The sequence below is a fragment of the Variovorax sucrosi genome (genome assembly GCF_051216635.1).
In the GTDB taxonomy this organism is placed as follows: domain Bacteria; phylum Pseudomonadota; class Gammaproteobacteria; order Burkholderiales; family Burkholderiaceae_C; genus Variovorax.
This window is the reverse complement of the sequence record NZ_JBPJZU010000002.1, coordinates 217,109-238,454: the sequence shown is the minus strand read 5'-3', so window position 1 is coordinate 238,454 and position 21,346 is coordinate 217,109. Positions and strand designations below refer to the sequence as shown.

Here is a 21,346-nt window from a genome sequence, read left to right as displayed (position 1 = left end):
GCGCGGCGCGTGCCATTTTTGCCTGATCACTCCGAGGATTCGCATGTCCGGCCACACCCCCCTGCCTCCCGACGCCATCGACCTGCCGCTGCTGCCGCTGCGCGACGTCGTCGTGTTCCCCCACATGGTGATCCCGCTCTTCGTGGGTCGCCCCAAGAGCATCAAGGCGCTCGAACTGGCCATGGAAGCCGAGCGCCGCATCATGCTGGTGGCCCAGAAAGCCGCTGCCAAGGACGAGCCCTCGGTCGAGGACATGTTCGAGGTCGGCTGCGTTTCGACCATCCTGCAGATGCTCAAGCTGCCCGACGGCACCGTGAAGGTGCTGGTCGAAGGCCAGCAGCGCGCGCGCGTCAACAGCATCCATGACGGCGAGACGCACTTCACCGCCAATGTCACGCCGGTCGAGGTGCTCGAAGGCGCTGCCGCTCAAAAGGGCACCGAGATCGAGGCGCTGCGCCGTGCGGTGATGCAGCAGTTCGACCAGTACGTCAAACTCAACAAAAAGATTCCGCCGGAGATCCTCACCTCGATCTCCAGCATCGACGACCCGGGCCGCCTGGCCGACACCATTGCCGCGCACCTGCCGCTCAAGCTCGACAACAAGCAGGCGGTGCTCGACCTCGACGGCATCAAGGAACGCCTGGAGAACCTGTACGGCCAACTCGAGCGCGAGGTCGACATCTTGAATGTCGACAAGAAGATCCGCGGCCGCGTGAAGCGGCAGATGGAAAAGAACCAGCGCGACTTCTACCTGAACGAGCAGGTCAAGGCGATCCAGAAGGAACTGGGCGAGGGCGAGGACGGCGCGGACATCGAGGAGATCGAGAAGAAGATCAAGCTCGCCAAGATGCCCAAGGAAGCGCTCAAGAAGGCCGAGGGCGAACTCAAGAAGCTCAAGCTGATGTCGCCCATGTCGGCCGAAGCCACCGTGGTGCGCAACTACATCGACGTGCTCATCGGCCTGCCCTGGAGCAAGAAGACCAAGATCAAGCACGACCTGGCGCACGCCGAGGCGGTGCTCAACGAAGACCACTACGGTCTCGACAAGGTCAAGGATCGCATCCTGGAATACCTCGCGGTGCAGCAGCGCGTCGACAAGGTCAAGGCGCCGATCCTGTGCCTGGTCGGCCCACCGGGCGTCGGCAAGACCTCGCTCGGGCAGTCGATCGCCAAGGCGACCGGCCGCAAGTACACCCGCATGGCGCTCGGTGGCATGCGCGACGAGGCGGAGATCCGCGGGCACCGCCGCACCTACATCGGCGCACTGCCGGGCAAGGTGCTGCAGAGCCTCAACAAGATCGGCACGCGCAATCCGCTGTTCCTGCTCGACGAGATCGACAAGCTGGGCACCGACTTTCGCGGCGACCCGTCGAGTGCGCTGCTCGAGGTGCTCGACCCTGAGCAGAACCACACCTTCGGCGACCACTACGTCGAGGTCGACTTCGACCTGTCGGACGTGATGTTCGTGGCGACCTCGAACTCGATGAACATCCCGCCGGCGCTGCTGGATCGGATGGAAGTGATCCGCCTGTCGGGTTACACCGAAGACGAGAAGACCCACATCGCGCTGAAGTACCTGCTGCCCAAGCAGATGAAGAACAACGGCGTGAAGGACGAGGAGCTGCTCATCACCGAAGAAGCGGTGCGCGACATCGTGCGCTACTACACCCGGGAAGCCGGCGTGCGCTCGCTGGAGCGCGAGCTCTCGAAGATTTGCCGCAAGGTGGTGAAGGGCCTGCTGCTCAAGAAGATGACCCCCAAGGTCATGGTCGACGGCGCCAACCTCAACGACTTCCTCGGGGTGCGCAAGTACACCTTCGGATTGGCCGAGAAGCAGAACCAGGTCGGGCAGGTGGTCGGCCTGGCGTGGACCGAGGTCGGCGGTGACCTGCTGACCATCGAAGCCGTGGCCATGCCGGGCAAGGGTGTGATCAGCCGCACCGGGTCGCTCGGCGACGTGATGAAGGAATCGGTCGAGGCGGCCCGCACGGTGGTGCGCAGCCGCGCCCACCGCCTGGGCATCAAGGACGAGGTCTTCGAAAAGCGCGACATCCACATCCACGTGCCCGACGGCGCGACGCCCAAGGACGGCCCGAGCGCCGGCGCGGCGATGACCACCGCTTTCGTCTCGGCGCTGACGGGCATTCCGGTGCGCGGCGACGTCGCGATGACGGGAGAGATCACGCTGCGCGGTGAGGTCACTGCCATCGGTGGCCTGAAGGAAAAGCTGCTGGCGGCCCTGCGCGGCGGCATCAAGACGGTGCTGATCCCCGAAGAGAACGCCAAGGACCTGCAGGACATTCCCGAGAATGTGAAGAACGGCCTCGAGATCGTGCCGGTCAAGTGGATCGACAAGGTGCTGGAGATCGCGCTCGAGAAGATGCCCACGCCGTTGTCCGACGAGGAGGTGGCAGCCTCTGCGGCCGCCGTGGCCGAACTGTCGAAGCAGCGCGCGGCCGCGCCTTCCGAGGGTTCGATCAAGCATTGACGGCGAGAGGCTTGTAGACGCTCGAAAAAGTGTTCTATAATCTAAGGCTCGAAACGCGGGATTAGCTCAGTTGGTAGAGCGATACCTTGCCAAGGTATAGGTCGAGAGTTCGAGTCTCTTATCCCGCTCCAGTTTTGAAAAAGGGAAGCTTAGGCTTCCCTTTTTTTCGCGACGTCGAAGAGATCCAGAACAGCTGACAACAAGCGTGGCGCGATAGCAAAGCGGTTATGCAACGGATTGCAAATCCGTCTAGCCCGGTTCGACTCCGGGTCGCGCCTCCATCTTCTTCAGGCCCCGCCAACCGTTGTTGTCGGGGCTGTTTTGTTTTGGGTTATCTTCGTTAAGCCAAGACCGGCCCGGATGGTGAAATTGGTAGACACATCGGACTTAAAAACTCCGTTGTCAAGTTATTTGGGTCGCATGGACGTTGGATCTAATGCCAGTAACGACGCGGGTTTACAGGCGTTTGGGCATGGAAGCAGGGTTAGTCTCTTGGCAGGCTAGGAGCCAGCTAGGGGCCAAGCGAAGCGGTACAGTTGGAGCAAGCCTGGTCGCAGCCGGGCGAAAATGGATAGGTAACAAGTCAGGCCAGCCCGAGTGGTGAAACTGGTAGACACAAGGGACTTGAAGCAAATTTGAGCCCTCCGGAGGAAACTCCGAAGGTGAAGCCCGTCAAAGTCGGTGAACGCCCTGGACGTGTAAGTGTCCGAGCCAACGCCGAGCCAAGCCCTGGATCGGAAACGTTCAAGGGAAGGTGTAGAGAGCAGACGGCGGGCACCTAAGGCCGCAGGCTAGGGTGAAGGCGTGCTCCAGACCACGAACAGCGATCGACGCTGGCGGCGAAAGTCGAAGTGGTAAGAAAATCCCTCGACCTCACGGTCATGCCGGTTCGATTCCGGCCTCGGGCACCAACGCGCAAGCCGCGTGCGCATGTCTATGTGACAGCTACCCAGTTTGGTAGGGGATACGCGCACGACCTTTTTGCGTAGATCGGTGCGTATATTCGCTTCGTCGAACGGTTGGCGGATCGGGCATCGAGCCATCCGTAGGCAGCAAGGTCACAGTTATGACAACGCCTTGGTGGAAACCACCTCGAGGCAGTCAAGCTGGTAAAGGGACGAGGGCTAGTGCTCAGAGCGCTACAGTTTTGCCCTGCTCATTAGCTCGGCAACAGTCATTTCCAAGCATGCGCTGATGCGGACCAAAGTCATTACGCCAACGTTTTGCATCCCGCGCTCAATGCTACTCATGTAGGAGCGCTCGACTTGACTTAGCAAGGCGAGCTGCTCCTGCGACATCTGGAGTGCCTTCCTAGCGTCTCGCACCGCAACTCCCAACGAAAGCAGCGCCGGATCAAGCGCGTATTTCGGTGAAGGAGTCGGCATGGACTCATGGTCCACAACAGAGTACGATTGGACCACGTACGATAAGACCCAAACACAGGTTCCGTTGCGGCCGCTTCCGAATACCAACGCCCGATGACTTTGCCGATCATCGCTTCTCCCTTTCCTACCGCCCGCCCCATTCGGCTGCCGGCGTCCATCCTGCGCTCTCGGATTCCAGCATCGTCAGGGCCAACGCGCAGCGATCCCGCCCACCGCATCGGCCATCAAGTCCGCGCTCTGCGGATTGCCGCCGGTGCCTCCGGCGGTGAGCTAGCCACCAGTTCCGGTGTTTCCCGTTCGATGCTCTCCCGCATAGAACGCGGGCTTGTTTCACCCTCTGTCGAAACCCTGGACCGCATTGCCAATGGCCTGGGCGTGCCGGTCTCCCGCTTCTTCAGCGACCAGACCAGCCGCACGGACTTCTCCTTCGTCCCTGCCGGCAAGGGCATTCGGGTCGATCGGGTCGGTGCCGTCGCCGGCTACCGCTACGAGCTCCTGGGCCACCAGCTGTCGGGCAACCTGTTCGTCGAGCCGTACCTGGTCACCTTGCAGCCGGAGGCGGAGCCCTACGTCACCTTCCAGCATCCAGGCATCAAGTTCCTGCACCTGTTGACGGGACGGGTGTCCTACCGCTACGGGGGCAGGGTGGTGAAGCTGGCCCCGGGAGACTCCCTGCAGTTCGACGCGACGGCGCTGCATGGGATCGAGGCCATCGAAGAGGGGCCTGTGAGCTACCTGTCGGTGGTGTTCACGATGCGGGACTGACCGCCGGCTCGATCGCTACCAGCAGGAAAACGCATGAACGCCGGTAGGCAGCGGGCCCCTGCGTCCGGAAGAATGGCCGATGGATTCGCAAGGGACCGCAGCACCTGGCGTCAACTTTTCGTTCGGCTCGTCGGCTCAGTCAACGAGCGGTAAGGCTCCACGATTACGAACTGCTGAGCCGAGCTGCAATTGCACGTATTGGATTCACCCTTGTGCTACAGGTCACGAGAGTGTGGACAAAGTGATGCAGGCGCGTCTCAATCGAGATGCTGCGGTGGGGATTGGAGCCGGCGACGTGGTGATCCTCAAGCAGGGGCGTGCTCCCGAAGATGATTCAAGCACTTTGCCAGTGGTTTTGGACAAGGCGACGTTCCTTGGCGAAAGCGTGCACCTGACGCTGCGCAGTGAAGATCGATCGATAGCGCTGCGGGCTGTGGTCAAAACACTTCTTCGAGCGGTCAGGCATGCGGTCTGGACAAGCCCTGCGGATACATATGGCGTCGGACCGCCTCCTAACTTTTTAGGCTTGGCCGTAAGCCACTCGTGCTCGCCGTTATTTGGTCGAGAACGAGGGTGGACGCCTGCACGAGCCATCTGACTGTCGATGTCACAAAACCTTCATGATGAATCCAATCATTCGACTATCATTGAATAATGGAATCAAACGAAGTTGTTCGCTCTCTCGCTGCCTTGGCCCAGCCAATGCGCTTGCAGGTCTTTCGCTGCCTGGTGGTGGCCGGCCCTGAGGGGATGACGCCGGGTGCCCTCGTCGAAGCGATAGGCGTTCCCGCCACGAGCCTGTCGTTCCATCTCAAGGAACTGACACACGCTGGCCTGGTATCTCAAGAGCGCCAGGGCCGCAATCTCATCTACCGAGCCGCCTTCGACCAGATGAATGCGCTGCTCGGTTACCTCACAGAAAACTGCTGCCAAGGCGAGGCTTGCATGGCCTCCGATGGCTCGCTGGCTTGTTCGCCCTGAGCAAATCGTCCTTTGATCCCCAGGCGCTAGAAATTCTCCAACCCACTGATCATCATGACTGCCTCTCTCCACAACGTGCTGTTCATCTGTACTGGCAACTCGGCTCGCTCCATCATTGCCGAGGGCCTGCTTAACCAGCTTGGAAGCGACCGATTCAAGGCCTTCTCCGCCGGGAGCCATCCCAAGGGTGCGGTGAATCCATTTGCCCTGGAAACACTGCGCACGCTCCACATCGAGGACCGGGGCTACAGCAGCAAGAGCTGGGGCGAGTTCGCCAAGGACGGCGCTGCGCCGATGGATTTCGTCATCACCGTCTGCGACCAGGCCGCGGGCGAGATGTGCCCGGTGTGGCCGGGCCAGCCGATCACTGCGCACTGGGGTCTGCCGGACCCTGCCGCCGTGGAAGGTACCGACGAAGAAAAGAAGCGAGCCTTCATGGATACAGCTGTGACGCTCAAGCGCCGCATCGAGTTCATGCTGTCCCTCCCCATGGACAAGCTGGAGCGCATGGCGATCCAGCGTGAAGTGCGCGACATCGGGACCCGCCAGTGACGACGAACATCCTGATCCTCTGCACCCACAACTCGGCGCGCAGCGTGCTCTCCGAGGGCATGTTGAACCACTGGGCCAAGCAGCTCGGCGTGGATGTGCGAGCGCACAGCGCCGGCAGCGCTCCCAGTGGCCGCATCAACCCGGCGGCCATCGAGGTGCTACACGCTGCAGGCATCGACACCGCCAGCTATCGCAGCAAGAGCTGGGACGAGTTCACCGCGCCGGACGCGCCGCAGATGCGCGTGGTCATCACGGTCTGCGACAGTGCCGCACAGGAGACCTGCCCCTACTGGCCGGGCTCGCCGGTCAAGATCCACTGGGGCTACCCGGATCCATCCAACGTCGGTTCGAACGCCGACGAGAAGCGCGCGGCGTTCGAGACCACGCGGCAAGCCATCGGCGAGCGCATGCGCCAGCTCGCGCAAGTGCCTTTTGAGTCGCTGGACGACACCCAACTTCGCGCCGCTCTCGAAGCACTTTAAGTTCAGACCGGGCGTCCAGCTCGGCTTTTCCGATACCAATAAGAAGCTCACATGCTGGCTGCAATCCTCATTTTCATTTTCACGCTCGTCCTGGTCATATGGCAGCCGCGGGGCCTGGGCATTGGCTGGAGCGCGTCGCTGGGCGCCGTGATCGCCTTGGTACTGGGCGTCGTCCAACTCAGCGACGTCGCCGTCGTCTGGGGCATCGTCTGGAACGCCACCGCCACCTTTGTGGCCGTGATCATCATCAGCTTGCTGCTGGATGAAGCCGGATTCTTCGAATGGGCTGCCCTGCACGTCGCCCGCTGGGGCGGCGGTCGCGGGCGGCTGCTGTTCGCCTTCATCGTCTTGCTTGGTGCCGCGGTGTCGGCGCTATTCGCCAACGACGGCGCCGCGCTGATCCTCACGCCGATCGTCATGGCTATGCTCATCGCGTTGGGCTTCACGCCGGCCGCGACACTGGCCTTCGTGATGGCGGCCGGCTTCATCGCCGACACCGCCAGCCTGCCGCTGATCGTCTCGAACCTGGTGAACATCGTCTCGGCGGATTTCTTTAAGATCGGCTTCGACGACTACGCGGCAGTGATGGTCCCGGTCAACGTCGCTTCGGTGCTGGCCAGCCTTGTCGTGCTGATGCTGTACTTCCGACGGGGCATTCCGGCGACCTACAACGTGGCACAGCTGAAGGCACCGGTCGCTGCGATCAAGGATCTTGGAACCTTCCGCGCCGGCTGGGTGGTTCTCGTCCTTTTGCTGGTCGGTTTCTTCGGCCTGGAGCCGCTGGGTGTGCCGGTGAGCGCTGTCGCTGCTGTCGGTGCGGTCCTCCTACTGGCTGTCGCGGCGCGCGGACACGTGATCAGCACGCGCAAGGTGCTGCGCGGCGCGCCCTGGCAGATCGTGGTGTTCTCGCTGGGCATGTACCTGGTTGTGTATGGCCTTCGCAACGCCGGTCTCACCGACCGCATCGCGGGGCTGCTGAACGTCTTCGCGCAGAGCGGCGTATGGGGCGCCGCTATGGGCACGGGCTTCCTCACCGCGCTGCTGTCGTCCGTGATGAACAACATGCCGACGGTGCTGATCGGCGCGCTGTCCATTGAGGCGTCTTCGGCCACGGGTGTGGTGAAGGACGCCATGATCTATGCGAACGTCATTGGCTGCGATCTTGGCCCGAAGATCACACCGATTGGCAGCTTGGCGACGCTGCTCTGGCTGCACGTACTGGCAAAGAAGGGCACGACCATCGCCTGGGGCTACTACTTCAAGGTTGGCATCGTCCTGACCGTACCGGTCCTCTTCGTGACCTTGGCCGCGCTCGCCCTGCGCCTGAGCTGAGCGTCGGTGTCAAACGCTCAGATCCCTCGTCATAGCCTTTGCACCGTGCTGAGCGCCGAGATCGTGTGCCAGCGTTGCATGCTGCTCATCCCCACGGCACTCGGACCCGTAGTGCTTCGAGCGGTCAGCAGCATACGGGCTTGACCACTTCGGGCTGCTTCACGGACGTACTGCACGAACTCGTTCCGCAGCCTCCTGCGGCTTTGCGCGCCGCAGATGCTGGGACCAGCGCGGTTTGAACGGCTACGGACGCCGGTGTGTCACAGCAGGTGCTCTCGTTGTTAACCTGTTCAGCGGCGTCCAAGCTGCACACACCTGTTTCGGGCAGGTCCAGCTCCACTCGATCGGCAGCCTGAAAGTCACCTGCAATGGCAGCGACCACCGAGCGGGCTTGTTCGAAGCCGGTGGCCATGAGGAAGGTCGGTGCGCGGCCATAGCTCTTGACGCCCAGTGAATAGAAGCCGGGTTCCGGATGGGACAGCTCGCGATGCCCGTGCGGACGGACGGTGCCGCAGCTGTGCAGATTCGGGTCGATCAGCGGTCCAAGGGCTTCGGCGGATTCGAGCCAGGGATCGAGCTTCAGGCGTAGCTCGCTTGTCAGAGCCAGGTTCGGACGCTGGCCCGTGGCGCAGATGATTTCCTCGATACCGGTGAGCGAAGCGGGCTTGCCTTCAGCGTCTAGGCCGACGACGGTAATCACGCCGTTTTCCCGACGCAGCTCCGTGATGCGCACGCCGGCGACGAACTCCAGCGTGCCATCGTCGCGCAGGGCTTTGAGGGACGTACCGAGCTGGCCCCGAGCAGGGAGGGCATCGGCGGTTCCGCCGCCGAAAACCCGCGTCAGCACCGGGGAGCGCACAGTCCAGGTCAGGCGTGTACTCTGCACTTGCTTGGCCAACTCGGCAAGGTACAGCAGCGCGTTGGCTGCGGAGTGACCGGCGCCCACAACCAGAGTGCGTTTTCCCGCATAACGGCCGCGGTGTTGGCCAAGCACATCGGGGATGCCGTAGAAGATGGCGTCTTGGATCTCCGGTTCGCCCAAGGCTGGCAGGCCATTGGCACCAATGGGGTTTGGTGAATTCCAGGTGCCGGTGGCGTCGATCACTGCGCGAGCGCGCAGCTCGATCAGCTCGCCGTTCCTCGTAGCGCGAATCACGAACGCAGCCTTGTCCCGGCCGGTAGTCTTTACCTTGTCGAAGCCTTCACGACTGACGGACACCACCTTGGTGTTGAGATGCAGCGCATGTGCAACCTGGGGCAAAGCTGCAAATGGTTGCAGCACCTTGCGAACGATGTCGCCCGCCAGAGGCAATTCGCCGGCCGGCGGTGCTGTCCAGCCTGTCGGCTCCAACAGCTTGGCCATGGCGTGGTCGACGTTGTACCTCCAGGGGGAAAACAGCCTCACATGGCCATAGTCCAGCAGATTTGCTCCGACCTGCACACCGGCCTCCAGCACGACGGGCTCGATGCCGCGCTCGATCAGGCGTGCTGCCGCAGCCAGACCGGTCGGGCCCGCGCCCAGAACTGCTACAGGCAGCGCTGCGCCCAGCGCGGGTGTTTCGATTAGGGTCAGTGACATGAGTGCGGCGCACGAAGGGCACGCGCCTTGGAACTCAGTAGACGCATGAAGCGCTGCAGGTGCGTTTTCGCGCGGGCCGCGCTTGAAGCCGAACTGCGCGAAGTATTCGGGAGCGGTAACCGACAGGAGGTAGATCGTAGCGATCTGTCGGCGCTTAGCTTCTTCCAGCAGGCGGGAGACTAGTTGTCTGCCGACGCCCAGGCGCTGCCGGTCCGGCGTGACCGCCACGGATCGCAACAACGCGAGATCACCATAGAGTTCGAGCCCGGCGCATCCGATGATTTCATCGGCTTGTGTAGCCAACAAGTACGAGGCCAGATGATCCTTTGCACCGTCCAAAGGAAGCTTGTTGCCCTCGAGTAGCGCGGCAATCGCCGGCCAGTCGGATGGGGTGGCGGGACGCAGTGAGGTGTTCGCATTCGACATTGGGATTCCTTTCATTCGCACATAGCGGGCAACAGCTCACCCCGGCGTCTTCGTGGAACGCTCGATGAGCAACAACAACGGGGGAGACAGGCTTTAGATCACGCTTCAGCAACGAGCAATCGCGCGCATCAAGCGTTTGATCTATGTCACGACTAGGATCGACATCGACGGCGGGGCAAGCGCGCAACTTGCTGTCGACCTGAGGTCACGTGCTGGTTTGATTTGAAGTAGGTCATCGCGCGCATCAGCATTCGCAGCTGGACGCAGCTCGAGCAGGCTCGGGCTGTCCCAGGCAGCAGTTCATCGTCATGAATGAAAGCAATGCATTCATCTGGTCGTACGCGGCCCGATAGATCAAGCTGCGGCCATCGCGCTCTTGCGTCACTAGCCCGGCGTTGAGAAGCTCCTTCAGATGAAACGACAAGGTCGGCGCCGGTGCGTCCAGCAACTCAACGAGGGCACTAGGCGTCATTCCCTCTGTTCCCGCGACCACGAGGGCGCGAAAGGTTTTGAGGCGCACCGATTGCGCTAGGGCGGCCAAGGCTTTGATGACGGCTTTTTCTTCCATGTTTCCATAATAGTCAAAATGTTGGATAATGCAAGAACCCCTGAGTTTTTATCTTCACCTAAGACCAAGATGCGCGACTCGAAATGGACGACTGCGCAGCTGATCGACTTCATGCTGCAGCAACCGATCCTCATCAACCCACCGATCGTGGTGACGCCGTCTGGCGCCCAGCTATGCCGACCGTCAGAGGTAGTGCTCGGCGTCCTTCTGCCTCCGCAACAGGCGGCGTTTGCCAAGGAGGACGGCGCGGCCGTGATCGATGCAAGGGGCCAACATGTCGTCGAGTCCTGAGCTTCCCAATATTGATGCCGAGCTTTTTCACAAAGCAGATCTGCAGCGGCTGCATCCGGCCGAAAGAGCCACCCACCCGCCGCGCATCCTGCTGCTGTATGGATCGGTGAGAGAGCGCTCGTACAGCCGGCTGCTGACCGAAGAAGCCGCACGCCTGCTGCAAGCTTTGGGCGCGGAACCACGGATCTTTGACCCGAGAGGCCTCCCCCTGCCCGACGACGCCCCCGAGGACCACCCAAAGGTGCAGGAGTTGCGCTCGCTGGCGCAGTGGGCTGAGGGCATGGTCTGGACCTCGCCAGAGCGCCACGGCGCCATGACCGGCCTCATGAAGGCGCAGATCGACTGGATTCCCTTATCCATCGGGGCCGTGCGGCCCACGCAAGGCAAGACGCTGGCGGTGATGGAAGTGTCGGGCGGCTCGCAGTCCTTCAACGCCGTCAACCAGCTGCGGGTGCTGGGGCGCTGGATGCGCATGATCACCATCCCCAACCAGTCCTCGGTCGCCAAGGCCTTCCTGGAGTTCAACGACGCCGGCCGCATGAAGCCGTCGGCGTACTACGAGCGCGTGGTCGACGTGATGGAGGAGCTGGTGAAATTCACCCTGCTCACCCGCGACGCAGCCGGCTACCTGGTGGACCGCTACAGCGAGCGAAGGGAAAGCGCGGAGCAACTTTCCAAGCGGGTCAATCAACGTTCGATCTGATGCCCCTGACCAGCCGCTCTGCCGTCGTTGTTGCCTTGGGCAGCACGCAGACGCTGGCCTGGGCATCGTCGTACTACCTGCCGGCCATGCTGGCGGCGCCGATGGCCAAGGATCTCGGCATCGAGACACCGACGGTGTTCGCTGCGTTCTCGTTCGCCCTTGTGATCTCCGCGTTCCTCGGCCCATACGCTGGCCGGGCCATCGATCGCTGGGGCGGCCGCCCGGTGCTAATGGCGACCAACCTGGTGTTCGCCGCCGGCCTGATGCTGCTGGGTACGGCGCACAGCCTGGTCGGGCTGCTGGTCGCGTGGGCCGTCCTGGGCGTCGGGATGGGCAGTGGCCTCTACGAGGCTGCCTTTGCAGGCCTTGTCCGGCTCTACGGGCGCGACGCCCGGGGCGCGATCACCGGCATCACGCTGCTTGCAGGGTTCGCCAGCACCGTGGGCTGGCCGCTGTCGGCCTTCCTGGAGGCTCGATACGGGTGGCGCGGCGCCTGCTTCGGATGGGCCGCGCTGCACGTCTTTCTCGGCGTGCCGCTCAACTGGCTGTTACCGAAAGCTGCAACGATGGCGGCCGCACTGAGCGAGTCGCCTGAGCCGGCAGCGCCAGTCTCGAATGCGAGCAGCCCCCTCAAGGCTTCCATCCTGCTATCGGTGGTCTTCGCCATCACCTGGTTCATCAGCACAGCAATGGCAGCGCATCTGCCCAGGCTGCTGATGGCCGGCGGCGCCACACTGGCGGCTGCCGTCGCATTCGGGGCCCTGGTCGGGCCGGCGCAGGTCGGCGCGCGGATATTGGAGTTTGGCCTTCTGCGCAAGGTGCATCCCCTGCTTTCAGCAAGGCTGGCTACGCTGATGCATCCTGCCGGCGCTGCGCTGCTGGGCATCGCTGGGGCTCCTGTGGCAGCTGTCTTTGTGATCTTCCATGGCGCGGGCAACGGCATCCTGACGATCGCCAAGGGCACGCTCCCCCTGGTTCTGTTCGGGCCGCAGGGCTACGGCGCTCGACAGGGTTTGCTCATGGTCCCTGCGCGTATCGCCCAAGCGCTCGCGCCCTGGCTTTTCGGGGTGTGCCTGGACCGATGGGGCGCCGGCGCGCTGTGGCTCTCAGCGGGGCTGGGGTTGGTGGCGTTCACTGCGCTGATGCTGCTTCGGGCCGAAGGCGGCGCAGAGCGGGCTGCGGCAGCGTAGACGTCAGTCGGTACCCCAACCTCAGCACGGTCTCTACGAGCGGCGGAAGCCCTGCTCGCTCCAGTGCCCTTCGAAGCCCTCGCACATGAGCGTCAATCGTCCGCTCCAAGGTGTCATGCTGAGCCGGCCATAGCCGCCTCAGAAGTGACTCGCGCGTGTGCACTGTCTCTGGATGCACCGCAAGGAAGTGCAGCAGACGAAATTCCGTGGGGCCAAGCTCGACCTTTTTGCGCGTTTCACCAACCGCGGCCAGAACTTCTCGATCGGTTGGCCGAATGATCAGCGGACCGAAAACGATCTCGTCGCTGCCCAACTCGGGCTTTCGGCAGCGGACAACTGCCTTGATCCGTGCGAGCAGCTCTTCATGCGACCCGGGCCGCGGCACATAGTCATCAGCACCCCCGTCCAAGGCCTCGACCGCTGCGTCTGCTGACTTCGAAGGCGATGTGATCACGATGGGAATCCCAGCCGTTCGAGGGGACTCGCGAAGGTAGCTGATCCAATCTAGGACGTCGACGCCCAAGACGACTGTGTCCAGGACCACAACGCTGGGCAGCTGGGTGGCAAGCTGCCTGTTCGCGTCTCGCAGATCGCTCACCCGGCGTACGTCGAAGCCGCCAAGCCTGCAGGCCCGGGCGATCGGGTCGAATGCCGCAGGACCTTCGGCGATCACGAGAGCCTGCTTGGGTGCTTGAAAGGACATCATGGCTTGCAGTGGCTGCGCCGAATATTTCCACATATCTAGAAATTTGGTATCGATCATCTTTGCCGTAGTCCGTGACAGGCGCGTGACCTTCTGAAATCCCTGCGTCATATCGGGAGAAGAAACTTCCGCTTTTTCACTGCTCTTTTGGGCAGTCCGCGTGCGTTCTCATGAATACTGAAAAGGCCGTTACCGCCCTGGCGGCGTTGGCACAGCTTTCCCGCTTGGCCATCTTCCGATTGCTGGTCATAGCCGGCGTCGACGGGATGTCCGTCGGGAAGATCGCCGAAGAGCTTGCGCTGCCCGCGGCCACGCTCTCGTTCCACATGAAGGAGCTTTCCCATGCAGGCCTGATACAGGGCACGCAGGAGGGAAAGTTTGTCTACTACCGCGCCCAGTTTGGCGAGATGAACGAACTGCTGGCCTTCCTGGTCGAGCAGTGCTGCGACGGGTCGGGCGCTTGCGGGCTCGAAGTGCCAGCATGTATCGACGAAACGCTCGTGCTGCGGGGCTCCGCGCCCAGCAAGCGGTCGCAGGACGCCTGAAACAAAAACACCCGGCAAAGCCGGGTGTTTCCTTTTCAAGCAAGCGCCTGCGGCGCCCCCTCAGGTCAGGTGCCGATGCGCCCGCCGTCGTTCTTCGTGATCACGATCGTCGCCGAACGCGGCCGCGACCCAGCGCCGTAGCCCGCATTGGCTGGCCAGCGGCTGGTGTACTTCGTCGGATCCGCCACGTCGGCGGCTTTGGTGCTTTCGCCCGGATGCTGGATATTGATGAAGATGGCCTTGCCGTCCGGCGTTTCTGCCAGGCCGGTGATCTCGCAGCCAGCCGGCCCCACCAGGAAACGCTTCAACGTGTCCACCGTGGGTGCCTTTCCGACCTGGGTCAACACGTCCAGCTTGGTGGTGTCTGCCTTGGTGTAGCTCAGCGTCTTGGCGCCACCATCGCCCACATTGCCGGGGAGCGCGGCGAGCATCATGCAGTTCGTCACGTCCGTGTACGCGCCATCGTCGGTCTGGATCCAGCAGATGCCGGTGGCAGGGCTGAAGACCAGGCCGTCAGGGCTCGAGAAGTCCTGATCCGCGGTGAGGTTTGAGATGTTGACCATGCCCTTGTCCGCGCCAGCTTCTGCGCCGAACAGGTAGATGTCCCAGGTGAAATTCGTCGCTGCCCCGCCGGCAGCGCCTTCCTTCATGCGCAGCAGATGGCCGTTCGGGTTGCCAGCTTGAGGCGTTGCACCTTTCATGTCTGTGTAGACACGAGGGTTCGAGGCGTCAGGTGCGAGTTGCGAGCTGCCCGAGGGTTCGACGCGGCGATTGCTGTTGTTGGTGAGCGTCTGATAGATCTCGCCGTTGGCAGGGTTCACACCGCCCCACTCTGGACGGTCCATCTTGGTCGCGCCCACTGCGTCAGCCGCGAGACGTGCATTGATCACCACGTCGGCCTGGTCGGCAAACGCATAGCCTGGGAAGCCCGAGACGACAGGGTTCGAGAAGCTAAGTTCGAGCCAGGTCCCGGAGCCGTCGGCGTTGAACTTGGCCGCATACAGCTTGCCGGCATTGAGGTACTTGTCGCCGATCGCCATGCGGTCCGCTGCGGTCGCGTCAGCGGCCGACCACAGGGCGGTCGACACGAACTTGTAGGTGTACTCATTGCGGGCGTCGTCGCCCATGTAGACCACCAGGGGCTGGCCGACGACCGGGATGCCGAAGGCCGCGCTTTCGTGCGCAAAGCGGCCCAGCGCCGAGCGCTTGCGAGCGGGCTTTGTCTTGTCGAGTGGGTCGAGCTCGACGATGTAGCCCATGCCGTTGAGCTCGTTGCGGTAGTCATCAGCGCCGGTGGCCGACGCGCCCAACTTGCTGTTGTTCCAGCGAGCGTACTTGTCGTCAGGGCCAGCGCTTTCCCAGCCATGACGCGAGGCACCACCCTGAGTGCTGCTGTAGCGCTTGAGCGCCACGACGCTCTTGTCACCACGTGCGGCATCGTCGGCAGCGCCACGGGTGAAGTAGCCAAACCAGTTTTCCTCACCGGTCAGGAACGTGCCCCACGGCGTCTTGCCGGTGCCGCAATTGTTCAAGGTGCCGCGCGTGCGCGTGCCATCGGTCGAGTACTTGGTGACCAGCAGCGCGTTGCCACGTGCAGGACCAGCGATTTCGACATCGCTCAGAGCGGTCAGACGGTGGTTCAGGGTGGAGCCCGGCACGGTCGCCCACTTGCCGGCAGTCTTCACCACCTCGACGATGGAGATGCCGTGGATGGCAACTTCCTTGTCGACTTCAGCCGCGGGACGCGGCAAGGTGTTCGTGCCGCCGTTGGCATGCAGGAAGAACGAGGCCAGCGACTCGTTCGTAGTCGCTTCGTGATTGACCGCGAGCACGCCGCGGTCGGTCGCAGTGAGAGAGGCCTTACCGCTAGCGTCCAGACCGAACCATTCCATGCCGTCGTGGTGGTCGCCGGCGCGAGTTTCAAAGGACGTGTCGGTACCGTCGTTCTTGAATGCGGGCGTAGCTGTGGTGAGTGGATCGCCCAATGCGTAGAGGACGCTGAAGGTATAGCCAGCCGGCACGCTCACCACGTCGGCAAGGCTCTTCGGAACAGCTTGGAAGCCCAGGAGTTTTTCAGGTGCTGGAGCCGGTGGAGCTGGCGGAGGCGCGGGCGCTGGAGGCGGGACATCGTCATCGTTTCCGCCGCCGCAGGCGACGAGTGCCATGCTTCCGAGCAAGGCGGTGCCGGCAGTGCCAACGCCGCCGCGTAGCAGGCCGCGCCGGCTCAGGCGGGCCGTCAGGACGCTGTCAAAGGTCGGATTGGGGGATGTGTTCGAGTTCTCGTCGTTGAAGTCAACGGTCGAGATGTCGCGGGTCTTCGTCATGCATCGATCTTTCTAGATTCGTGGAAGTGAAGAATCTAGAGAGGCTGGATGACGATTTGGTGAAATGAGGCGGAAGTACTTAAAGCCACTACGTGCTTCTAACGGGAAAGGAGATGCGGCAAACCGGACGCTAGGTGCGGTGGAAATACCGAAGGTGGAGACGCGCGCGCAGGCGTGCGTCAGAAAGCCGAGTGTGGCTTTGCTTAGATCAGGCGCAGTTCGCCCGAGGCCTCAGGCGCTTTTGGGAGGGCGCCGGCGCCCGGCCAGGTACGGTGCCGCCCACCAGGCCTCCTCGCGGACGACCTCCAGCGGCCTTGGTGAAGGTTCAAGGCCGAGCGACGAGTTGCCGTGACTCAGTGCTCGTGGCGGTGATGTGCATCTGGCACATGGGGATGGGCATGCCGGATCGGCTCATGGACATGCGGGTGACTGTGCGAGCCGGTCGGCAGTTCACTGTGCGTGTGATCATGATGACCATCGTCATGCGTGTGAGCATGTTCATGGCCCAAGCGCTCGTGGTCATGCGTATGCCCATGCGACTCAGCCAGGTGCAGCGTCACGCCCAGGATCATCAGCGCACCGCCGGCTGCCATCAGCCACGTCCCACTGCGATCCCCCAGAGCAATCGCAAAGGCTGCACCGATGAACGGTGCAAAAGCGAACACCGAGCCCGTTCGTGCCGCTCCGAAGGCGCGCTGCGCCAGCAAGTAGAAGCGCAGGCTCAGCCCATAGCCGCTGGCCCCCACCGCGAGCAGCATGGCGACCGTGCTCCAGGCCGGCATAGGTTCCTTGAGGAGCACCGCCAGGACTGCGGTGGCGGCGGCTCCGATCGCTGCCTTGCCCAAAACAACCTGACCCGGATCGCGCTCGGCCAAGGCACGAGAAAGTGTGTTGTCGGCGCCCCAGGCAGCCGTCGCCACCAGAACGGCCAGCATGCCCCAGAGTTGCGTGCCGCCGGTTCGACCTTGATCGAGCACCAGTGCCACGCCGCCAGCGAGCAGGAGCAGCATGGCCGCCCAGACGCGGCCATCCATGGTTTCCTTGTAGAGCATGCGAGCGAGCAATGCCGTGAAGAGCGCCTCCAGCGTGAGCATCAGCGACGCGCTCGTGCCACTCGTGTGCTGCAGGCCCCAGGCCAGGGCCACGGGGCCGAGCACGGCACCGAAGGCCGCCATCAGGAGCACCCTTGGGATGTCGCCGCGGACCATTCGGGCCTCGCGCTCCACACCGCGGCACGATGCCACGCCGACGGCCGCCGCGCCCGCATAGAGCAAGGCGGCCGTCGTGAAGGCGCCAAGGCCGCGTCCGAAGTGTTGGACCAGCGGCGTGCTGACCCCGAACAGCGCTGCAGCCAGAAGTGCCAGAACGCCTCCGCGGAGGGCTGGCAGGGGTAGATGCAACGCGCTCATGAGGTCACTTCACGGTGAAGCGCACGGTGGTGGTCTTGCGGCCTTCCGTCAGGATGGCGACGACCTTGGCACCTTTGCCCAGCGAGACGCCCTTGGCTTCCAGCTTGTTGCCACCCGCCGCCTTGAGTTCGGCCTCGGATTTGTTCGCCCCGTTCAGCACGGTGAGCTTGCCGCTCATCTGCTTGGCGTCGTAGGCATCGTCATGGTCAACGACATAGATGACGGCACCGTCGGGGATGGCGACCAACTCGAACGACATGTCGTTGGCGCTCTGCACGACGCCGCCGTGTGATGCGGGCGCGGCGCCGTGCCCGAATGCGGAGGTCGCACCCAAGGTGGACAGGGACAGCAGGACTGCGCCCGTGAGCGCCTTGGCAGAAAAGATCTTTGTCATGGTTTTCCTTTGTTCAGTCGCGCGCTTTCAAGAGCAGGCAGCGCGCGAAGCCTGTGTGATCTTGGATGTCGGGGCTCGTTCAGTACGCCTCCTGCAGCTTCGATGGCAGGGCGCCGGCCGGTTCGTCCGCATGGAGAAGCCGTTCGGTGGCCTGCCGACCAAAAAGCCAGAACACAACCGGCGTGAGCAGCGTATCCAAAAGGGTCGAGCTGATCAGACCGCCGAAGATGACCACCGCGACCGGATGAAGTATTTCCTTGCCCGGCGCATCGGCAGCCAGCAGCAGCGGCGTCAGCGCGAATGCAGCCACCAGGGCGGTCATCAGCACAGGCGTGAGCCGCTCCAGCGAGCCGCGCACGATCATGGCCTGGCCGAAGGTCTCGCCCTCGAACTTGCACAGATTGATGTAGTGGCTGACCTTGAGGATGCCGTTGCGCGTCGAGATGCCGGCCAGGGTGATGAATCCGACCATTGACGCCACCGACAGGCTCACGTCTGCAATCCACATTGCCACCACGCTGCCGATCAGCGCGAGCGGGATATTGGCCATGATGATCGCAGCCAGCACGCTCGACTTGTAGCGCGCGTAGAGCACCAGAAAGATCAGACCCAGCGACACCAGGGACAGGCCAACGATCAGATTCATCGCCTGCTCCTGCGCCTGGAATTGGCCTTCGAGGCTGATGAAGGTGCCCGCCGGCAGGTTCGTCTTGGCGATGACCGCCCGGATGTCGCCGATGACGCGGCCCATGTCCGACCCATCGGTGTTTGCGTAGACCACGATGCGCCGCCGCCCGTTCTCGCGACCGATCTGGTTGGGGCCATCGGTCTCCTGCACGGTGGCAAAGCTCGACACGGGCAAGCGTCCTGCCGGCGTGTCGATCAGTGTGGCAGCCAAATCCTGTGGGCTGCGACGGTTATCGGGCAGGCGCAGCACCAACTCGTAGCGACGCAGGCCGTCGACGATGTCCGCACCGTGCGCGCCGTCGGTCAGCGCCTGTAGTACGCGCACTGCCTCGCCGGGTGAAAGTCCGGTCTGCGCGAGCCGGCGCTGATCGATGCGCACCGTGATCTGCGGGATCAGCACCTGCTTCTCGACGGTCAGGTCAACCAAGCCGGGTATCCCAGCAAGCCCCTGGCGCATCTGCTCACCCAGACCGCGCAGCGTGTCGGTGTCCTCGCCAAAGATCTTGAGCGCGATCTGTGCGCGAACGCCCGACAAAAGATGGTCTAGCCGGTGCGAAATCGGCTGGCCGATCGCGACCTGTGCGGGCAGCACGGACAGGCGCGCACGGATGTCGGCCGTGATGGTCTCCCGATCGCGCGCCGAGCGCTTTAGGTCGACGTCGATCTCGGCGGAGTGCACGCCTTCGGCATGCTCGTCGAGTTCGGCACGTCCTGTGCGCCGGCCGACCTGCGTGACCTCGGGCACTTCCGCGATCAGCGTCTCGGCCAGCGCCCCCATGCGGTTCGCCTCAGCGAGCGCGGTGCCCGGGTTGAACACCATCCCCAAGACCAGCGAACCTTCGTTGAAGGCCGGCAGGAAAGCGCGCGGGAAGAACGGCACGCTGGCGGCGGCTGCCGCGACCGCCAGGACGGCCAGCGCGATGAGCAGCTTCGCCCGCGAAAAGGACCAGCCCAGCACCTTCTCGTCCCAGCGCTTGAGCCGCGCCACCAGCGGGCTGTCGCCATGGTCGAGCCGCTTCATGCGGGGAAGAAGATAGTGGCAGAGCACTGGCGTGACCGTCATCGATACCAGCATCGACGCCAGGATGGAGACGATGTAGGCGATCCCCAGCGGCGAGAACAGGCGCCCCTCAATGCCCGGCAGAGCGAACAGCGGGATGAAGACAAGCACGACGATCGCCGTGGCGTACACGATGCCAGAGCGCACCTCGACGCTGGCCTGGCGTACCACCTCCAGCGTCGGCAACGGATTCTCAGCGGTTCGGTTTTGCTTGAGTCGTCGCACGATGTTCTCGACATCGACGACCGCGTCGTCCACCAGCTCGCCGATGGCAATGGCCAGACCGCCCAGCGTCATCACGTTGATCGACTGGCCCAGGAGCTTGAACATCAGCGCCGTCACCGCGAGCGAAAGCGGGATGGCCACCAGGGAGATCAGGGTCGTGCGCGCCGAGAGCAGGAAGGCGAAGAGGACGATAGCGACCATGATCGCGCCATCGCGCAGCGCCTCGCTCACATTGCCGATCGAGGCTTCGATGAAATCGGCTTGGCGGAACAGCACCTTCGGCGGCGCCAGACCGGCCGGCAGTCCTTGCTTGAGCTCCGAGAGTGCCGTTTCGATCGCACGCGTGAGTTGGACCGTGTCCGCGTCGGGCTGCTTCTGCACGCTGACGATCACGGCCGGCGCGCCGTTGTAGCCCGCGTCACCGCGCTTCATCGCCGCAGCGAAGCGCACGTTGGCCACCTGATCCAGCAGCACCGCACGCCCGTCCTTCCACGCCACGGCGATGCCCTGGAGGTCCTCGACGCGGTTGGTGCGCCCCAGGTGTCGGATCAGGAACTCGCGACTGTTGAGGTCGATGAAGCCACCACCCGCGTTGCTGGCGAAGCCGCGCAGCGCCTGCTCCACCTGCGTGAGCGACACGCCGAACTGCGCCATGCGGGCGGTGTCCGGCTCCACGCGCAGTTGCCGCACGTCACCGCCGATGGGGATGACCTGCGACACACCACCGATCGACAGCAAGCGGGGCCGCAACACGAAGTCCGCGTACTCGCGTGCCTGCATTGGGTCGGCGGATGTCTTGCCGTCGCCTGTGGAGAGTGGCAAGGCGATCAGCATCACCTCGCCCATGATGGACGACACCGGCCCCATCACCGGCGTGATGCCCGCCGGAAGCTGGGGGCCGATGACGGTCAGTCGCTCGGCCACGAGTTGCCGGTTGCGGTAGATATCCGTGCCCCAATCGAACTCGGCGTAGACGATGGAGAGGCCGACGCCGGAGGTCGACCGCACCCGTGTCACGCCCGGCATGCCGTTGAGTGCCGTCTCTAGCGGGAAGGTGACGAGTTGCTCGACCTCTTCGGGCGCCATGCCACCCGCCTCGGTCAGCACCGTGATCAACGGCTTGTTGAGGTCGGGGAACACATCCACCGGGGCACGCCAGGCGGTGACGGCGCCATAGACCAACAACAGTGCGGCAATTGCCAGCACGAAGAGCCGGTTGTGCAGGCTGCTTCTAACGATCCAATTGAACATCGCGTG

General features: G+C 63.3%; 17 protein-coding genes, 2 tRNA genes and 1 pseudogene. 12 read left to right on the top strand and 8 right to left on the bottom strand.

Annotation, left to right across the window (positions count from 1 at the left end):
- Positions 1–43: 43 nt before the first annotated feature.
- The 3 genes from lon to ACSFBE_RS04200 all read left to right on the top strand — a co-directional run bounded on the left by lon (position 44) and on the right by ACSFBE_RS04200 (position 2,769).
- Entirely contained in the window at positions 44–2,488 is a 2,445-nt protein-coding gene (lon, locus tag ACSFBE_RS04210; RefSeq protein WP_435489123.1) for an endopeptidase La, read from the top strand.
- Positions 2,489–2,543: 55 nt separating this feature from the next.
- Positions 2,544–2,619: transfer RNA gene (locus ACSFBE_RS04205), tRNA-Gly, on the top strand.
- A 76-nt stretch (positions 2,620–2,695) separates the two neighbouring features.
- Positions 2,696–2,769: transfer RNA gene (locus ACSFBE_RS04200), tRNA-Cys, on the top strand.
- Positions 2,770–3,627: 858 nt separating this feature from the next.
- Here ACSFBE_RS04200 and ACSFBE_RS04195 read toward each other — a convergent pair.
- Entirely contained in the window at positions 3,628–3,873 is a 246-nt protein-coding gene (locus tag ACSFBE_RS04195; protein WP_435489122.1) for a helix-turn-helix domain-containing protein, read from the bottom strand.
- A gap of 216 nt (positions 3,874–4,089) precedes the next feature.
- Between ACSFBE_RS04195 and ACSFBE_RS04190 the strand changes: the two genes are divergently transcribed.
- The 5 genes from ACSFBE_RS04190 to ACSFBE_RS04170 all read left to right on the top strand — a co-directional run bounded on the left by ACSFBE_RS04190 (position 4,090) and on the right by ACSFBE_RS04170 (position 7,985).
- Positions 4,090–4,638 (top strand): helix-turn-helix domain-containing protein, encoded by a 549-nt coding sequence (locus ACSFBE_RS04190; protein WP_435489456.1) that lies wholly within the window; start codon positions 4,090–4,092, stop codon positions 4,636–4,638.
- A gap of 654 nt (positions 4,639–5,292) precedes the next feature.
- On the top strand, positions 5,293–5,619 hold the full coding sequence (locus ACSFBE_RS04185) for an ArsR/SmtB family transcription factor (RefSeq protein ID WP_435489121.1): 327 nt from the start codon (positions 5,293–5,295) through the stop codon (positions 5,617–5,619).
- A 54-nt stretch (positions 5,620–5,673) separates the two neighbouring features.
- Positions 5,674–6,171, top strand: a complete 498-nt coding sequence (locus ACSFBE_RS04180) for an arsenate reductase ArsC (protein WP_435489120.1) — start codon at positions 5,674–5,676, stop codon at positions 6,169–6,171.
- A complete protein-coding gene (locus ACSFBE_RS04175; RefSeq protein WP_435489119.1) occupies positions 6,168–6,653 on the top strand; it encodes an arsenate reductase ArsC in 486 nt (161 codons plus the stop codon). The genes ACSFBE_RS04180 and ACSFBE_RS04175 overlap by 4 nt, the downstream gene beginning before the upstream one ends.
- Positions 6,654–6,704: 51 nt before the next feature.
- On the top strand, positions 6,705–7,985 hold the full coding sequence (locus tag ACSFBE_RS04170; RefSeq protein ID WP_435489118.1) for an arsenic transporter: 1,281 nt from the start codon (positions 6,705–6,707) through the stop codon (positions 7,983–7,985).
- Positions 7,986–8,109: 124 nt separating this feature from the next.
- Here the strand turns inward: ACSFBE_RS04170 and arsN2 are convergent, their stop codons facing one another.
- Together arsN2 and ACSFBE_RS04160 are read right to left on the bottom strand one after the other, a co-directional pair.
- Positions 8,110–9,990 carry an arsenic resistance N-acetyltransferase ArsN2 gene (arsN2, locus tag ACSFBE_RS04165; protein ID WP_435489117.1) on the bottom strand — a complete coding sequence of 627 codons (1,881 nt, stop codon included), beginning with the start codon at positions 9,988–9,990 and terminating at the stop codon, positions 8,110–8,112.
- 244 nt (positions 9,991–10,234) lie between these two features.
- A complete protein-coding gene (locus ACSFBE_RS04160) occupies positions 10,235–10,558 on the bottom strand; it encodes an ArsR/SmtB family transcription factor (protein ID WP_435489116.1) in 324 nt (107 codons plus the stop codon).
- Positions 10,559–10,633: 75 nt separating this feature from the next.
- Here ACSFBE_RS04160 and ACSFBE_RS04155 point away from each other — a divergent pair.
- The 3 genes and pseudogenes from ACSFBE_RS04155 to ACSFBE_RS04145 form a co-directional block, all read left to right on the top strand.
- Positions 10,634–10,849 (top strand): annotated as a pseudogene (locus ACSFBE_RS04155) (ArsC/Spx/MgsR family protein); the annotation flags it as partial.
- Positions 10,833–11,552, top strand: coding sequence for an arsenical resistance protein ArsH (gene arsH / locus ACSFBE_RS04150; protein WP_435489115.1), 720 nt, complete (start codon positions 10,833–10,835; stop codon positions 11,550–11,552). The pseudogene ACSFBE_RS04155 and the gene arsH, both read left to right, overlap by 17 nt.
- Positions 11,552–12,742: an MFS transporter gene (locus ACSFBE_RS04145; protein ID WP_435489114.1), complete on the top strand. Its 1,191-nt coding sequence runs from the start codon at positions 11,552–11,554 to the stop codon at positions 12,740–12,742. Before arsH ends, ACSFBE_RS04145 begins: the two co-directional genes overlap by 1 nt.
- On the opposite strand, the gene ACSFBE_RS04140 is transcribed toward ACSFBE_RS04145, so the two are convergent.
- The gene (locus ACSFBE_RS04140; protein WP_435489113.1) at positions 12,684–13,505 is read right to left on the bottom strand and encodes a winged helix-turn-helix domain-containing protein; all 822 of its coding nucleotides are present in this window, start codon (positions 13,503–13,505) and stop codon (positions 12,684–12,686) included. The genes ACSFBE_RS04145 and ACSFBE_RS04140 overlap by 59 nt on opposite strands.
- A 110-nt stretch (positions 13,506–13,615) precedes the next feature.
- On the opposite strand from ACSFBE_RS04140, the gene ACSFBE_RS04135 reads away from it, so the two are divergent.
- Entirely contained in the window at positions 13,616–13,990 is a 375-nt protein-coding gene (locus tag ACSFBE_RS04135) for an ArsR/SmtB family transcription factor (RefSeq protein ID WP_435489112.1), read from the top strand.
- 65 nt (positions 13,991–14,055) lie between these two features.
- Here ACSFBE_RS04135 and ACSFBE_RS04130 read toward each other — a convergent pair whose 3' ends face one another.
- The 4 genes from ACSFBE_RS04130 to ACSFBE_RS04115 form a co-directional block, all read right to left on the bottom strand.
- A complete protein-coding gene (locus ACSFBE_RS04130) occupies positions 14,056–16,314 on the bottom strand; it encodes a PhoX family protein (RefSeq protein WP_435489111.1) in 2,259 nt (752 codons plus the stop codon).
- 353 nt (positions 16,315–16,667) lie between these two features.
- Positions 16,668–17,723: a DMT family transporter gene (locus tag ACSFBE_RS04125; RefSeq protein ID WP_435489110.1), complete on the bottom strand. Its 1,056-nt coding sequence runs from the start codon at positions 17,721–17,723 to the stop codon at positions 16,668–16,670.
- 4 nt (positions 17,724–17,727) lie between these two features.
- On the bottom strand, positions 17,728–18,117 hold the full coding sequence (locus tag ACSFBE_RS04120) for a hypothetical protein (protein ID WP_435489109.1): 390 nt from the start codon (positions 18,115–18,117) through the stop codon (positions 17,728–17,730).
- 79 nt (positions 18,118–18,196) lie between these two features.
- Positions 18,197–21,340, bottom strand: a complete 3,144-nt coding sequence (locus tag ACSFBE_RS04115) for an efflux RND transporter permease subunit (protein WP_435489108.1) — start codon at positions 21,338–21,340, stop codon at positions 18,197–18,199.
- Positions 21,341–21,346: the final 6 nt, after the last annotated feature.